We start from the raw sequence: 14229 nt of genomic DNA, 5'->3' as shown, positions 1-14229 counted from the left end.
CCAGCCGGTCCGGGCAGCCTCATCGGCCGTGCCTGTGCAGTACTTTCCTTTGCAGTACTTTCCTTTGCAGTGCCTGCCGGCGCGGTGTTGCGGTTAAGCTGCCGGGTGCCTGGGCGATCAGCCCCGAAAACCAGAACAGGACGAGGCCCAGGACATAGCCCAGGACTGCTGCGTAATTGAGGACATGCTGGGCAAGATCCCAGTCAGCCGGCAGGCTCAGGGAAGCCGGCAGGCTCAGGGCAGCGCAAAGGGCGCCGATGGCCATCAGGAGGGCCCCGGCGCGGACCAGCCGGGGCAGCCGGCTCCGGGCCGTGGCGAGCAAGGAGGGCAACAGGACGAGCGAGACGAACGCCGGATAGCTGCGACCCGCGGCGGCATAATATGGGGCGAGGACGGCACTCCGTCCTCCACGGTCAGCGATGTCCAGCAGCCCCGCCGATGACCCGCGGGTATCCATCATGAGGAAGATCCCTGCTACGGCCAGGCCGCTGAGTCCGAGCGCCCACCGGCCCGTGGTGCCGGCGATCAAGCGGGCGCCTCGCACCGAAGTGAGTCCCTTGGCGACCCGCCGGCCGACCAATAACATTGTTGCGAACACGAGGAACCGCAGGATGAGATTGGTGAGGTTCCAGCCCCCAAGCTGGCGGTCTAGGGCTTCGTAGGGGCCGGAGATGCTGAGCAGGCTGCACACGGTGGCCAGAAGCAATATTCCGAAAACGGTCCTGTTCCGCCCCCGGATGGCGTCCGGAACGCGGACGAGCAGAGCCATGGCACATACTACCAGCGTGGTCCATCCAAGGCTCGCCATGGCCGGATTGTCTCACATCGGGCAGTACGCCGTGCCGGCGACAGGGCCGGGGAAAGTGCCCTTAAACAGGCTGAGTGGGAGCGGCCCTTCCGGACCGCTACCACTCATCCCCCCAATGGCGTTTGGGCGGCTGCCTCGGCTTCGCACGGGTGAATTCCGTTCACGAAGCGATTGCCGCTTTCACACATTCATGATTCTCTCACAATCTAATGATTTTGTGAATGCTCCGTTTGTGACAGTTCGGTATAACCCGGTTTCTTCTTCGATTTGCGTTGGGCCACGAGGCTGGAGATCCAGACGAGTGCGAGTCCCACAGCAAGGAAAAGGATCGGGATGTAGCTGATGAAGTACTTCAAGAAAGCGAGAGGTTGCGGAATCAGCGGGGCGAACGAGCCAAGCACCATCCCGGCGAAAGCCCCGGTCAACAGCAGCGCTCCGACACGAATTGCCATCGGCAATTTCTTTCCGGCGGCGTGAATAGTGGCGGGAAGGATGCAAGCGGCAACATACGACGGGTAGAGGCGGCCAGCAGCCGCGTAGAGCTCGATCAAGTCTGCATTCCGCGGGCTTCGATTTGGCAACGTAGTGAGTCCGGTGACGGATCCGGTGGTGTCGGCCAGCAGAAAGAGTGTCACGGTGGCGACGGCGATCATGAGGAGCACTCCGAGACCGGCAGGGCCGACTATGGCGCCGATGCTCTTGGGAGCATCAAAGGCCCTCGCGATCCGGTATCCCGCCATCAGGATTGTGCCGTAAGCCAGGAACCGCAGAATCAGGTTGGTGTAGTTGTTGGAGCCCAGCCACGCATCGATCGCCATGTATGGTTCCTCGATGCTGAGAAGGACGGCGAAGGTGGACAGCGCGAAGATTCCGAAGATGGACGGGTTCTGTCCCCGCAATGCGCTGGGAATGCGGGCGAGTGCGACGATGCCGCACGCTGCCAATGTGGTCCACTGCAGGATCGCGATCATCCGAGGTTCTCCCAAATCTTTTCTGTTTGTGCTTGTTCGTGCTCCTGGCGGCGGAGCGTCTTGCCAAGGGTTTGCAGGCGCTCGCCCGCAAGGGCCGTGAGCTCACCATCGGATAAGGCATCGAGGGCCGTCTGCCTGGCCTCTGGCGGCCAGCCCGCTTCAGCCTCGGTAATTAATCCGGTCGCGACGAGACCGCCCGTGAATCCTACGCCAGCAGCGCGGGCCGTCGCGACCGCGAGCTCCGGGGACAGCCGGTTGGCCGTCAGCTGTGCCGAATAGTTCTGTGGCGCGACTCCGGTTGCGGCCGATACCCGGTGCCGCAGTTCGCCGTCGTCGATCGCGTCCACCCAGTTCCGGACCGAGGTGGCGTGAGGGGTGGGACCGAGTGCCGGCGTCAACGAACTGCCTTCGTCCCCGTAGCCGCCGTACGCCGGGGATGAGCGGGAAATCACCGCGCGCAGCAGATCCATGGTGGCAATCTGGCTGACAAGTTCCGCCGGGGTCGGCAGCCGGGGCTTCCCGGCCAGCCCCGCGTAGCTCTCGAACGAAGCCAGATCCGCCAAGGGGTTACGGTGCAGGGCACGGCTGATGCTCACGAGGGTGGTCTCCGCGACCTTGCCGCGCACCAGTTGCTGCGCCAGGGTGGTCCGCTTGATGCCGGAGATCCTGCAGATGTCGGCCGTGCTCGCATCCGGAGCGACTCCATGGAGCCAGAGTTGGAATGCCTTGGCGGGTAACGGCATCTACGGTTTCCTGCTGGGACGTTGGGGGCAGCGGTTTCCGGCGCGCGGACGTGCAGCGATTCCCGGCGCAGCGATTTTACGTTGAGGTCTGATTCAACTATGCTAAATGCTCGAACCCGCTGGTCCGTACACCCCCCAAGTCCGGACCGGCGGGTTCTTTCATGCCCGGGGATCTTCGGCCCGTTGGGAGGGCTGGTCAGGGCTGCCCGTTTTGGGCCGTGGTGAGAGGATTGACTAATGACTGCAACACTTGTTGCCAAAGACCTTGCCGGTGGTCACGATCACCGCACACTTTTCTCCAAACTCTCCCTGACCGTCGCTCCCGGCGATGTTGTCGGCGTCGTGGGTGCCAACGGCGCGGGTAAATCCACCCTGCTCCGGCTCATGGCGGGCGTCGACAAACCGCAGGAGGGAACGGTCAGCCTCGCGCCGGCAGACGCCTTCGTGGGCTGGCTGCCGCAGGAACACGAGCGGATCACCGGTGAGACGGTGGCCGGCTACATTGCGCGGCGCACCGGCTGCGCCCAGGCCACCGTTGCCATGGAGTCCACGGCCGAGGCCCTGGGCCTGGGCGCTCCCGGCTCCGACGACGCCTACTCGCTGGCGTTTGACCGCTGGATGGCATCCGGTGCCGCGGATTTGGAGGAACGGATCCCCCCGGTCCTGGCCGACCTCGGACTCGAGGTGGGCCCGGACGCGGAGATGACCGGGCTCTCCGGCGGCCAGGCCGCCAGGGTGGCGCTCGCGGCCCTGCTGCTGAGCCGCTTCGATATCGTCCTGCTGGACGAACCCACCAATGACCTGGACCTGAGCGGCCTCGCCAAGCTTGAGGGCTTCGTCCAGGGCCTGCGCGGCGGCGTCGTGCTGGTCTCGCACGACCGCGAGTTCCTGGCACGCTGCGTCACCACCGTGGTGGAACTGGACCTCGCCCAGAATTCGGTCGCGGTCTACGACGGCGGCTACGAGGCCTTCCTGGAGGAACGCGCCGTCGGCCGCCGCCACGCCCGTGAGCGTTTCGAGGAATTCGCTTCGACCAAGGCTGACCTGGTCTCCCGCGCCCGGACCCAGCGCGAGTGGAGCTCGCAGGGCGTCCGGAATGCCATGAAGAAGAGCCCGGACAATGACAAGATCCGGCGGGCGGCCAGCACCGAGTCCTCCGAAAAGCAGGCCCAGAAGGTCCGCCAGATGGAATCCCGGATTGCGCGCCTCGACGTGGTGGAAGAGCCCCGCAAGGAATGGCAACTTCAGTTCAGCATCGGCGCGGCGCCGCGTTCCAGCGCCGTCGTGGCCACCCTCCGGGACGCTGTCGTGCACCAGGGCGGCTTCACACTGGGACCGGTGAACCTGCAGCTGAACGCGGGCGAGCGGATCGGCATCACCGGCCCCAACGGCGCCGGCAAGTCCACCCTCCTCCGACTCCTGCTCGGCGGCCGGCAGCCTGACTCCGGCGACGCATCGATGGGCGCCTCTGTCGCCATCGGCGAGATCGACCAGGCGCGCGGGCTGCTCGCCGGCGGGCTGTTGCTTGGCGACGCCGTTGAGGCCGTCCTGACGGACCTGACCGCGGCTGAAGTCCGCACCCTGCTGGCCAAGTTCGGCCTCAAAGCGGACCATACCGGGCGCCCGGTGGATTCCCTGTCGCCGGGGGAGCGGACCAGGGCGGCACTGGCGCTGCTGCAGGCGCGCGGCGTGAACCTGCTGGTCCTGGACGAACCCACCAACCACCTTGACCTGCCCGCCATCGAGCAGCTTGAGGAAGCCCTCGAAAGCTACGACGGCGCGCTGCTCCTGGTCACGCATGACCGCCGGCTGCTGGAAAATGTGCGCCTTGACGCGCGCTGGAACGTGGACAACGGCGTCGTCACCGAAATGCTGGGCCATACCGCCCCGAAAGGCACCACAAAATGAGCATGGACCGGGTAGCCTGGAGCTCCCTCTACAACATCACGCGCGCCTCGAGCGGCTCCAAGCCGTTCTCGAAGGAGACACTCAAACGCGTCTTCAGCTTCGCGCGACCGCACCGGCGCCGGCTGATCGCCTTCGTGCTGCTGTCCATTGTGATGGCCGTGCTGGCCGTGGCCACCCCCGTCCTCGCCGGCCAGGTGGTTGATGCGATTATCGCCGGCGCGGGCACCGGCGTGGTGGTCTGGCTGGCGGTGCTGATCGCCATCGTGGCGGTTGCCGAGGCCGGGATCGGCCTCGTCACCCGCTGGCTGTCCTCCACGATCGGCGAGGGCGTGATCGTGGACCTGCGCACCAAGGTGTTCGACCACGTGCAGAAGATGCCGATCGCCTTCTTCACCCGCACACGGACCGGAGCACTCGTGAGCCGGCTGAACAACGATGTCATCGGCGCACAGTCGGCCTTCGCCGGAACGCTGTCCGGCGTCGTCAGCAACGTCGTGGCCCTGGCCCTGACGCTCGCGGTGATGCTGAATAAATCCTGGCTCGTCACCGTGCTGGCCATGGTCCTGCTGCCGATCTTCCTGATTCCGGCCCGCCGGATGGGCTCCAAGCTGGCCGATCTCCGCCGCGAAGCCGCGGGGCATAATGCCGCCATGGGCACCCAGATGACGGAGCGGTTCTCCGCGCCCGGTGCCACCCTGGTGAAGCTCTTTGGCCGCCCGGATGAGGAATCCCGGGAGTTCGCCCTTCGGGCCGGCCGGGTACGTGACATCGGCGTGCGCACGGCGATGCTGCAGTTCACCTTCGTCACGGCCCTGACGCTCGTCTCGGCGCTGGCCCTCGCCCTGGTCTACGGCCTGGGCGGCTTCCTGGCGCTGCAGGGGCAGCTGGCCGCGGGCGACGTCGTTGTGCTGGCGCTGCTCCTCACCCGCCTTTACGCACCGCTGACGGCGCTCTCCAATGCCCGGGTGGAGATCATGAGTGCCCTGGTCAGCTTCGAGCGGGTCTTCGAGATCCTGGACCTCAAGCCCCTCATCCAGCAGAAGCCCGACGCCGTGGCGTCGCCGACCGGTCCGCTGTCCGTGGAGTTCGACGACGTCCGCTTCGCCTACCCCTCGGCGGACAAGGTCTCGCTGGCCTCGTTGGAGGACGTGTCCACGCTGGACACCCGCGGCGGCGAAGAAGTACTGCACGGCATCAGCTTCCGGGTGGAACCCGGCCAGACCGTGGCACTCGTGGGCTCCTCGGGTGCCGGCAAGTCCACCATCGCGCAGCTGCTGGCGCGGCTGTACGACGTCGATTCCGGCGCCGTCCGTTTCGGCGGCACGGCACCCGGCACCGGCGTGGACGTCCGCGACCTCACCTTCGACTCCATGCGTGAGACCCTGGGCATGGTGACGCAGGACGGGCACCTGTTCCACGAAAGCATCGCCTCCAACCTGCGCCTGGCCCGGCCCGACGCCACCTTAGACCAGATGTGGGACGTGGTGCGCCAGGCCCGGCTCGAGGAGATGGTCCGGTCGCTGCCGGACGGCCTGGACACCGTGGTGGGGGAGCGCGGCTACCGCCTCTCCGGCGGCGAACGCCAGCGCCTGACCATCGCTCGGCTGCTCATCGCCCAGCCGAGGGTGGTGATCCTGGACGAGGCTACGGCCGCCCTGGATTCCACCAACGAGGCCGCGGTACAGGAGGCTCTGGGCGCCGCGCTCGAGGGGCGCACCGCCGTCGTGATTGCCCACCGGCTCTCTACGATCCGCGCGGCCGATGTGATCCTGGTGGTGGAGAACGGCTCCATCGTGGAGCGGGGCACCCATACCGGTCTCCTTGCCGCCGACGGCCGCTACGCGGAGCTCTACCGGACGCAGTTCGCCGAAGCCACGGCAGTGGCCGAAGAAGCCGTGCCCGGGCTCTAGTCCGATCCGGCGGACAGCGCCGGCAGCACGTGGCCTGTGAGCAACGGGGCAAGGTCGTCCGGCAATTCCGCAGCGAGGTCCAGCCAGCGGATCTCGGCAATCTCGGCCGAGGGGCGGGCGCTCCAGACCCCGGGCGCCATGAAGACGGTGGCCTCGATCTGGGTGGCGGCCTCGTTGGCGGCATCCGCCAGCCAGATGCCCAGGAGCTCCAGCTTCTCGGGGGCCAGCACGATCCCCACCTCTTCTTCCAGCTCCCGGGCCGCGGTCTGGGCGGCGGTTTCGCCGGCCTCGGGTTTGCCGCCCGGATGCATGAACTTGTCCGTGCCCCGCTTGCGGACGGTCAGGAGGCGCCCGGCGTCATCGAACACGCAGACGGCGGAGACGACTATCAGGGGATTCACGTGGGGGATCCTGGCCGACGGTGCAGCACGGACTCGAGCAGCTGGTCCTTGACGGGCCCGGTGACGTCCCAGCGGTAGCGGAATTCGTGCGGACCGATCATTGTGTAGCTCACCTTGTAGGTATCCGGGTCGCACCAGTGCCGGTCCTGACGGCTCCGCTCCGAAAAGCCCATCCGGTGGAAGGGCCGGCCGTCGGGGAAGAACATGTCCAGCGTGTCCCGGGCGTCCGTGGGCCGGAGCAGATAGTCCCGGCTGGCCGGTCCGGTGAAGGGCCCGCCGTTGTAGGAGGTCCAGCTCACGGTGCCTTCCTCATGAAAGTGGAGGCCGCCGCCGTCGCCTGTTTCGGTGAACCGGGCGGCGCCGGCAAAGCTTCCACGGGTGCCGCTGGCCCGGTCCAGCAGGGTGCGCTCCACGCTCCAGGCGCCCAGCAGGTAGGCGCGGAGATCGAATTCCGGACCGGCGTCCGGGGCTGGCGAATTCAAGTGCCCTCGATTGGAATCGAACCAACGACACCGGCTTTAGGAGAGCCGTGCTCTATCCACTGAGCTACGAGGGCGGGCATCCGCGTCGCCGGCCCTTGGCCGGCCCGTTGGGACACGGATATAAGCATACAAGGTGAGGACGCGTACTACGCTCTTGGCATGGCAGCCGCAGCAACCGCCCGCAGTAACGACGTCGTCTACTCCCTGATGTGGCGTCCACCCGGTTCTATGTCGGCGCACTCGCGAAGCTGAGTGTGTTGCAGTATTTCGTGGCGGAGACCGCCGTGATCGGGGCCTGGGCCGGAGACGAACCGTACAGCCGCCGGGCCGGCCGCGGAACCTGTCCGGCGGACACCCAGGTCCGCCGTGATCGCCGCCCGCTCGCTCACCCTTGTGGCCGGTGCAGGCACGGTCATCGTGGGCCTGGTGCCCGAGGATACGGGGTCCGCCTGGCATCTGGTGGGCGCCGTGGTGTACTTCGCGGCCGGGGCCGTCGCGCTGTTGCTCCTGGGCTGCCTGTGGTTCAGGCAGCCGCCGCTGGGCTGGTCGATCCTGGCGTGCGGCGCGGTGTCCTTCGGTGCGCTCGTGGCGAGCGGGCTGACCGGCATGCAGGTGCCCGAGCCCGGAACCCTGGAGCGGCTGATGGGCTGCCCCATCACCATCGGCGTGGCCGCAGTAGGCCTGGTGGCGCAGCGCGTCCGGCAGGAACGCGCCGCCAGGAGCGCCGGGAGAGTCAGGCGGCCCCGCACGGCACCGGACATCTGAGGGCCGCTTGAGGGCCGGCGGCACCCAAGCGGCCTACTTGCCGGTGGCGGCCGGCGACGGCGCGGCAGCCGCTGTCGCTGTGGCCATGATCTTCAGCAGTTCTTCGTCCGGCAGCTTCCACCAGGGTGATTCCCCTGCGCCCTGCAGCGCGGCGTCGGGGCTGTCCGTCTGGGTCCACCACTTCGCTTCGAAGACCCGGCCTTCGAAGAGCACGCGGTCACCCTTGACATAGATGCTGGACGGCTGCCACGGGGGCGCCGTACCTTCAGGCGCCGTCAGTTTCGGAGCCGGCTTGTCGCCGGGCAATACGGGGCCGATGAGGCGCCACGGGGTGGCGCCACCCTGGAGTACGGGATCGTCGGGGGAGTCTCCGCGGGTCCACCATTTGGCCTCGTAGACGTTGGAATGCCGCACAATCCGATCCCCGGCCGTGTAGGTGCTGCTTGCCGACCACACCGGATACGGGCTGGTGGACGGATTGTCCGTCACGGCGGGAGACGCCGTCTGCCGTGCCGGAGCCGTCGGTTCCGGGACCGGGCCGGCGGCCACGCCGGCGCCGAGGATCGAGGCGAACGTCGATCCACTCTGGTCAACGCCGCTGCAACCGTCCGAGACCTGCCTGACGTCAGGGAAGTTCGGGCTGCAGGTCCAGTCCCGGTTGAGGGACCAGATGGACAGCCGGCCGATACCCTTGCCGCTCGCGTAGCTGCTGAGGTCCTGGGCGTCCTTGAGCGTGAAGATTTCGCCTGGGATGTCGTTCTGGCCGATCATCGGCGTGAGGCCGATCTTGCGCCACACCATTTCACTGCCGAGTTCTCTGCCTGCTGCCCGGTACAGGGCACTCAGCTGCCCGTGCGTGGCTTCCGCGGCGGACACTGCGTTCTCGTACATGGAACGGCCCGCCAGCTTGCTCCCGCCATAGTCCATCGTCATGGCGTTCACCCCGGCCAGGTCGACGCCGGCGGTGATCATCCGGTTCACGGCGTCGCTGCCCGCCGTCGTGAGGCCGTTGGGATCCGCCGGCAGCGTCAGCCAGACGCTGAGCCCCTTGCCGTCGCGCTGCCGGTCCTGCTGGAGCGCGGCGATGGCGCTGGAACGCCGTTCCACGGCTGCCGGGTCGGAGAGGGCCTCCCCTTCCACATCCAGATCGATGCTGCTGACGTTGTAGCGGTCGATGACGGTCCCGTAGGCCGACTTCAGCTTGGCGGGATCTGTACAGCTGACGGCCAGCTCCTGGTTGGCCAGCCCGCCGAAGGACACGGCGGCGGTGCCGCCGAGTTGCTCGAGCCTTGCCACCCGCCGGTCCAGGTCCAGCGCCGATGCCGCCTCCGAGAGCGAGTAGGCGGCGCCCCAGGAAGGCGTGCACGGATCCTTCGGGTCGGCGACCACGAAGGACAGCACGACATTTTCGGCTTCCTTGGACGCCGGGGCCTCGAAGGCGAACCGCGGCGTCGCCGTGACGTCGACATACCCCGAGAAGACGGACGGGATGGCCTCGGCCGCCCGGACATCCTGGAAGTTGCCCCACGCTGCCACGCCGCCGGCGGCGGCAGCCGCCACGGCGCCGATGAGGATGCCAAGCCGGACCACTGATAGCTTGCGGCCTGGGAATCGTTCGGACACAGGGCCCCCTTGTGTGTCTTTCATTGAACGGCCCGGCACTCGCCGGCCGCCGGTATCAACTCGTGTAATTTCCGGGGTGTCTGATGTCCGGCAAGCGTCTGACCTTGCATTATCATAAGGGCACTCACCTGAACATTCCGGTGAGGCGTGCGTGGTTTGCCGTAGGCGCGTGCCAATTTGCCGACTTTGCAGTCTTGTGGGGACTAATGCCAGATCAGCTTGTCTTGCCGCGCTGGGATGCGGAAAGCGTTACGACCGAACAAAAGGGTGCGGTCCGGCGCCGTCAATGGGGGGCCGAACGGCGGTCCGAGCCGCTGTCCATTGTTCATCCGAGACCGTCCAGGCGCAAAATAATCCTTGGCCGGCTGGGAATTCTCACGACGCTGGCCGCCTGGATTGGCTACGTCATTTCCACCGTCCTGAGGGAATGGGCGGATAATCCGAATCCGGGTTTCAGATTTCAGTTCGAGACGATTTCCTATCTTGTCGTCGTAACATTCCTGACATTTTCTGCATTGATGTACCTGCTCGCCCGGCAAGGGGCCCTTTACCGTTTCCGCGACCACACGCGGGTGCCGCGCGGCGAACTGGACCGCCACTTTGCCGAATACTCCGAAGGCATCACGGTCCTGGTGCCCTCCTATGCCGAAGAACCCCAGGTGGTGCGCGCCACGCTGTGGTCCGCGGCCCTGCAGGAGTTCCCGGATCTGAAGGTTGTCCTGCTGCTGGACGACCCGCCGCACCCCTCGGATCCCGGCGACCGGGCCAGGCTGGACAGGACCCGCGCGCTAACCGCGGAGATCGCCGCCGAACTCAGCGCCCCGGCCGCCCGCTTCAACACGGCCCTGGCCGAATTCCGGCGCCGGGAAAAGACGCCCGGGCGCGGCGCGGAGGGCGGTGCCGTGGAGCTGGACCTGCTGATCGCCGAATACGAGGCCGCCGCCGAATGGCTGGAGTCGATGGCCGCTGCCGAAAAGGTTGAGGACCACGTCGACGAGTTCATTGTTGACCTTGTCCTCATGGGGCTGGCCCGCGAGCTGAGGCTGGTGCTTCTGGGCCTGACTGCTGCCTTGGTACAGCAGGCCTCGCCGCCGATGTCCCGGATCGAGGAGCTCTACCTCCGGCTGACCTGGATCTTCAACGTGAAGACTGAGACGTTTGAACGCAAAAAGTACGCCAGCCTCTCCCATGAGGCGAACAAGGCGATGAACCTCAATGCGTACATTTCGCTGATGGGGCACAGCTGGAACAAGGAAACCACCGCCGACGGTGTGGTGCTCCGCAAGGTGGCGGGCGACGTCGGTCCTGAGCTGCAGGGCCAGGTCATGGAGGTCCGTGACACCACCTACCTGTTGACGCTCGACGCGGACTCACTCCTGCTGCGCGATTACTGCCTGCGGCTGGTCTACTTCCTGGAATCCGCCGGCAACGAGCGCGTCGCGGTGACCCAGACGCCGTACTCCTCCTTCCGTGGCGCGCCCACCCGGATCGAGCGGGTCGCCGGAGCCACCACTGACCTCCAGCACATCCTGCACCAGGGCATGACGTACTACGGTGCGACCTTTTGGGTGGGGGCCAACGCCGTCATCCGCAAGCGCGCCCTGGAGGACATCGTCGAGGTGGAGTCCAGCGGGGGATTCGAGATCCGCACCTACATCCAGGACCGGACCGTCATCGAAGACACCGAATCCAGCATCGACCTCGGCCAGCACGGCTGGACCCTGGTGAACTACCCCGAGCGGCTCAGCTACAGCGCCACCCCGCCGGACTTCGGTTCGCTGGTTGTCCAGCGCCGGCGCTGGGCCAACGGGGGCCTGCTGATCCTGCCCAAACTGTGGGTCCAGCTGCGCCAGCACAGATCCGAGCGCCGGGCGATCCTCTTCCGGGAGGTGCTGCTGCGGGTGAACTACATGGCGTCCATCGCCTGGGCGAGCTTCGGCCTGCTTTTCCTGCTGGCCTACCCCTACGACAGCCGGCTGCTGAGCCCTATCGTGTTCCTTGCCGCCCTTCCCTACTTTCTGGCCATGGGCAGCGACCTGCGCGACTGCGGGCACCGCTTCAGTGACATCTTCCGGATCTACGGGTTCAACCTGGTCCTGCTTCCGGTGAACCTGGCCGGGGTCCTGAAATCCCTGCAACAGGCCGTCACGGGCGACAAGATCCCCTTCGCCCGGACCCCCAAGGTCAAGGACCGCACCGCGGCGCCGGCCATCTACGTCCTGACGCCCTACGCCATTGTGGCCTTCTCGCTGCTGACAGTGTGGCGGGACGCGCAGTTGGGGAACTGGGGCAACGTGGCCTTCGCCTCCCTGAACGCCATCCTGGCCGCCGGCGCGATCCGCGCCTATATCGGGGTCTTCAACTCCGCAGTGGATGTATTCCTCGGGATGGTTAACTGGCTCTATGTCAGTCCCCGGCCCAAGAAAGTGAAGGAGAGCCCCTTGATTGCCAAGACCGTCGAGGAAATCGACTGGGAAACGATTCTCTATCACGGCGACCGCCGGCTGAACCGGGACCTGCGCGGGTCCACGGACCGCCGCCGTCGAATTGCGGCCCGATGACGGTTGAAGCGCTGGTCGGGCCCGATGAGCGCACGCCCGGAGAGAATCCAACTGAACAGCTTGCCGGCGCTGAAGGTGGCATGGCACAGCCGATCAGCGTCCGGATGATGGAACCCGGCATCATCGGGGTCATATTGCCACCCAACCAGGAAATCGCGGGACCGGAGGCGCGTGTTGCAGGCGCCACGGTACGCTCCCTCGCCAACGGCCGGCGTATGCCGGTCCTTCTGGTCATCACCGGCGTCGTGGGTGTCAGCGCCGAGGCGCGGCACGTTTACGTCCGCTCCATTACCGCTTCCGCGTTTGCCCTCGTGGGCGAGAGCCCCGTGGACAGGGTCATCGCCCACTACCTGCTGCGCTCGAGGACCGAGGCGGTTCCTGCCGAGTTTTTCGTTTCCGAGTCCGCGGCCATCGAGTGGTTGAGGCAGTACGCGTGTGAAGACTGATCCGCCGGACCCCCGGCTCCACGCGCTCGTCGAGGGTATCGTCCGGATCGCCGGAGGCGACCTGACCACCAGGATTCCGCACTCGGAGGCCCGGGACGACGTCGCCGCCGTCATCGCCGGCATCAACCTGATGGCGGACGACCTGCAGGCCATCTATCAGGAACTTGAGGAACGCGTCGAAAGCCGTACGGCGATGCTGCGTGAGGCCCAGGTCGAGCTCGAGCGCATGGCGCTCACAGACCCGTTGACCCAACTGGCCAACAGGACGGCTCTGAACTCGGCACTGGGACACGCATTGGCGGAGGCCGCCCGGGGCGAAATGCCTCCGGCGCTGCTGATCCTGGACCTCGATTCGTTCAAAGGCATCAACGACACGCTGGGACACAGCGCCGGTGACGACGTGTTGCGGATGATCGCAAGGCGGCTGCAGGAAGCCGTCCGAGGGACGGACACCGTCGCGCGCCTCGGCGGCGATGAGTTCGCCGTCATGCTGCCCAAGTCCAACCTTGTGCGTGCCCGCCGGGTGGCCAACAGGATCCTCAAGGCGCTCAGTGAGAGCCTGGAGGTCGGCGACCTGCGCATCACCTGCGGCACGAGCATCGGGCTGCGGGTCGCTGAACAGGGCCAGACCGCGGAGGAACTGGTCATGGAAGCCGATACGGCCATGTATGCGGCAAAGGCCCAGCCCCACAGCAGCATCAAGGTGTTCGAACCGGCGCTGCTGTATGCCCGCCGGCTCCAGAGCGTCATGATCACGGAAATGCGCGAAGCGATCCGCCAGGACCAGCTGACCCTGTATTACCAGCCGGTGGTGGAACTTGCGACCGGCAAGATTGAAGGCGTCGAAGCGCTCGTGAGGTGGAACCATCCCGAGCGGGGGCTTCTGATGCCGGACCAGTTCATTCCGCTGGCCGAAGAGACCGGGTTGATTGTGGACCTGGGACACTGGGTTTTGCGACATGCGGTGCGTCAGTTGCGCGACTGGCAGCAGGAGCTGCAGGTGGACAGCAGTTTCAATGTCCGGGTCAACATCTCGACGACGGAGTTACAGAGCCTGGACCTCATTGAGCATGTCCGGGACATCCTCACGGAAACGGGCGTGGATGCCGCGAACCTCGTCGTGGAGCTGACGGAATCCATGGCGGTCAATGGCGGGGACGTGGACCAGTACTCCATGAGCGGGCTGCGCCGGCTGGGAGTGAAGCTCGAAATCGACGACTTCGGTACCGGGTATTCCTCCATCAGCTACCTGCGCAAGCTGCCCGTGCACGTGGTCAAGATCGACAAGAGCCTGATCGATGGACTCGGGGACAACGAGGAGCAAAGGAACTTCGTCGCCGCGGTGCTGCACCTCATCCATGCCTGCGGCCTCGAGGCAGTCGCCGAAGGAATCGAGACGGCGGAACAGGCGCAGATTCTCGCCAAGCTGGGTTGTGCCAGCGGCCAGGGGTACTACTTCAGCCGGCCGGTACCTCCCGCCGGCATCGCGGCGCTCGTCAGCGGCTAGCAGTGCCGAACGACGGCGGCAGCCACTCCGTCAGGGGCGGGGCACAAAAACGGCGGGTATCGGAATCAACGTCCGCTACCCGCCGTCCGTGATTGCTGACTCCG

The 14229-nt window shown here is 66.4% G+C and carries 12 protein-coding genes and 1 tRNA gene; 6 read left to right on the top strand and 7 right to left on the bottom strand.

All coding sequences use genetic code 11. The features are described from left to right. Positions 1 to 19: 19 nt before the first annotated feature. From E5206_RS18760 to E5206_RS18750, 3 genes are all read right to left on the bottom strand, one after another. Positions 20 to 808, bottom strand: a complete 789-nt coding sequence (locus tag E5206_RS18760) for a hypothetical protein (RefSeq protein WP_136323814.1) — start codon at positions 806 to 808, stop codon at positions 20 to 22. Between the two features lie 206 nt (positions 809 to 1014). Continuing rightward, positions 1015 to 1779 (bottom strand): hypothetical protein, encoded by a 765-nt coding sequence (locus tag E5206_RS18755; RefSeq protein WP_136323813.1) that lies wholly within the window; start codon positions 1777 to 1779, stop codon positions 1015 to 1017. Further along, positions 1776 to 2522, bottom strand: coding sequence for a hypothetical protein (locus E5206_RS18750; RefSeq protein WP_136323812.1), 747 nt, complete (start codon positions 2520 to 2522; stop codon positions 1776 to 1778). The genes E5206_RS18755 and E5206_RS18750 overlap by 4 nt, the downstream gene beginning before the upstream one ends. A gap of 237 nt (positions 2523 to 2759) precedes the next feature. Between E5206_RS18750 and E5206_RS18745 the strand changes: the two genes are divergently transcribed. Together E5206_RS18745 and E5206_RS18740 are read left to right on the top strand one after the other, a co-directional pair. Next, positions 2760 to 4430 (top strand): ABC-F family ATP-binding cassette domain-containing protein, encoded by a 1671-nt coding sequence (locus E5206_RS18745; protein WP_136323811.1) that lies wholly within the window; start codon positions 2760 to 2762, stop codon positions 4428 to 4430. Then, positions 4427 to 6340, top strand: a complete 1914-nt coding sequence (locus E5206_RS18740; RefSeq protein ID WP_136323810.1) for an ABC transporter ATP-binding protein — start codon at positions 4427 to 4429, stop codon at positions 6338 to 6340. Before E5206_RS18745 ends, E5206_RS18740 begins: the two co-directional genes overlap by 4 nt. Here the strand turns inward: E5206_RS18740 and E5206_RS18735 are convergent. The 3 genes from E5206_RS18735 to E5206_RS18725 form a co-directional block, all read right to left on the bottom strand. Continuing rightward, positions 6337 to 6741 carry an NUDIX domain-containing protein gene (locus E5206_RS18735; protein WP_136323809.1) on the bottom strand — a complete coding sequence of 135 codons (405 nt, stop codon included), beginning with the start codon at positions 6739 to 6741 and terminating at the stop codon, positions 6337 to 6339. The two genes, E5206_RS18740 and E5206_RS18735, sit on opposite strands and share 4 nt — an antisense overlap. Next, positions 6738 to 7223 carry a DUF6314 family protein gene (locus tag E5206_RS18730; RefSeq protein ID WP_136323808.1) on the bottom strand — a complete coding sequence of 162 codons (486 nt, stop codon included), beginning with the start codon at positions 7221 to 7223 and terminating at the stop codon, positions 6738 to 6740. The genes E5206_RS18735 and E5206_RS18730 overlap by 4 nt, the downstream gene beginning before the upstream one ends. Position 7224: 1 nt before the next feature. Continuing rightward, positions 7225 to 7297 (bottom strand) — tRNA-Arg (locus E5206_RS18725). Positions 7298 to 7589: 292 nt separating this feature from the next. Here E5206_RS18725 and E5206_RS18720 point away from each other — a divergent pair. Further along, entirely contained in the window at positions 7590 to 7988 is a 399-nt protein-coding gene (locus E5206_RS18720) for a DUF998 domain-containing protein (RefSeq protein WP_240689848.1), read from the top strand. A gap of 33 nt (positions 7989 to 8021) precedes the next feature. On the opposite strand, the gene E5206_RS18715 is transcribed toward E5206_RS18720, so the two are convergent. Continuing rightward, on the bottom strand, positions 8022 to 9611 hold the full coding sequence (locus E5206_RS18715; RefSeq protein WP_240689846.1) for a carbohydrate-binding protein: 1590 nt from the start codon (positions 9609 to 9611) through the stop codon (positions 8022 to 8024). Between the two features lie 518 nt (positions 9612 to 10129). On the opposite strand from E5206_RS18715, the gene E5206_RS18710 reads away from it, so the two are divergent. Genes E5206_RS18710 through E5206_RS18700 form a run of 3 tightly spaced genes read left to right on the top strand, consistent with a single transcriptional unit; the run spans position 10130 to position 14125 of the window. Beyond that, positions 10130 to 12172 carry a glycosyltransferase family 2 protein gene (locus E5206_RS18710; RefSeq protein ID WP_136323807.1) on the top strand — a complete coding sequence of 681 codons (2043 nt, stop codon included), beginning with the start codon at positions 10130 to 10132 and terminating at the stop codon, positions 12170 to 12172. Next, a complete protein-coding gene (locus E5206_RS18705; RefSeq protein ID WP_136323806.1) occupies positions 12169 to 12618 on the top strand; it encodes a hypothetical protein in 450 nt (149 codons plus the stop codon). The genes E5206_RS18710 and E5206_RS18705 overlap by 4 nt, the downstream gene beginning before the upstream one ends. Next, entirely contained in the window at positions 12608 to 14125 is a 1518-nt protein-coding gene (locus E5206_RS18700) for an EAL domain-containing protein (RefSeq protein WP_136323805.1), read from the top strand. Before E5206_RS18705 ends, E5206_RS18700 begins: the two co-directional genes overlap by 11 nt. Positions 14126 to 14229 lie beyond the last annotated feature (104 nt).

The sequence above is a fragment of the Arthrobacter sp. PAMC25564 genome (genome assembly GCF_004798705.1).
Classification (GTDB): Bacteria; Actinomycetota; Actinomycetes; order Actinomycetales; family Micrococcaceae; genus Arthrobacter.
Note: the sequence above shows the minus strand (reverse complement) of the source record. Positions and strands in the feature narration are given on the sequence as shown.

Bases quoted from the DNA above. Each gene is read 5' to 3' on its own strand.
- E5206_RS18760 (WP_136323814.1), bottom strand. From the start codon at position 808: ATGGCGAGCCTTGGATGGACCACGCTGGTAGTATGTGCCATGGCTCTG.
- E5206_RS18755 (WP_136323813.1), bottom strand. From the start codon at position 1,779: ATGATCGCGATCCTGCAGTGGACCACATTGGCAGCGTGCGGCATCGTC.
- E5206_RS18750 (WP_136323812.1), bottom strand. From the start codon at position 2,522: ATGCCGTTACCCGCCAAGGCATTCCAACTCTGGCTCCATGGAGTCGCT.
- E5206_RS18745 (WP_136323811.1), top strand. From the start codon at position 2,760: ATGACTGCAACACTTGTTGCCAAAGACCTTGCCGGTGGTCACGATCAC.
- E5206_RS18740 (WP_136323810.1), top strand. From the start codon at position 4,427: ATGAGCATGGACCGGGTAGCCTGGAGCTCCCTCTACAACATCACGCGC.
- E5206_RS18710 (WP_136323807.1), top strand. From the start codon at position 10,130: ATGTACCTGCTCGCCCGGCAAGGGGCCCTTTACCGTTTCCGCGACCAC.
- E5206_RS18705 (WP_136323806.1), top strand. From the start codon at position 12,169: ATGACGGTTGAAGCGCTGGTCGGGCCCGATGAGCGCACGCCCGGAGAG.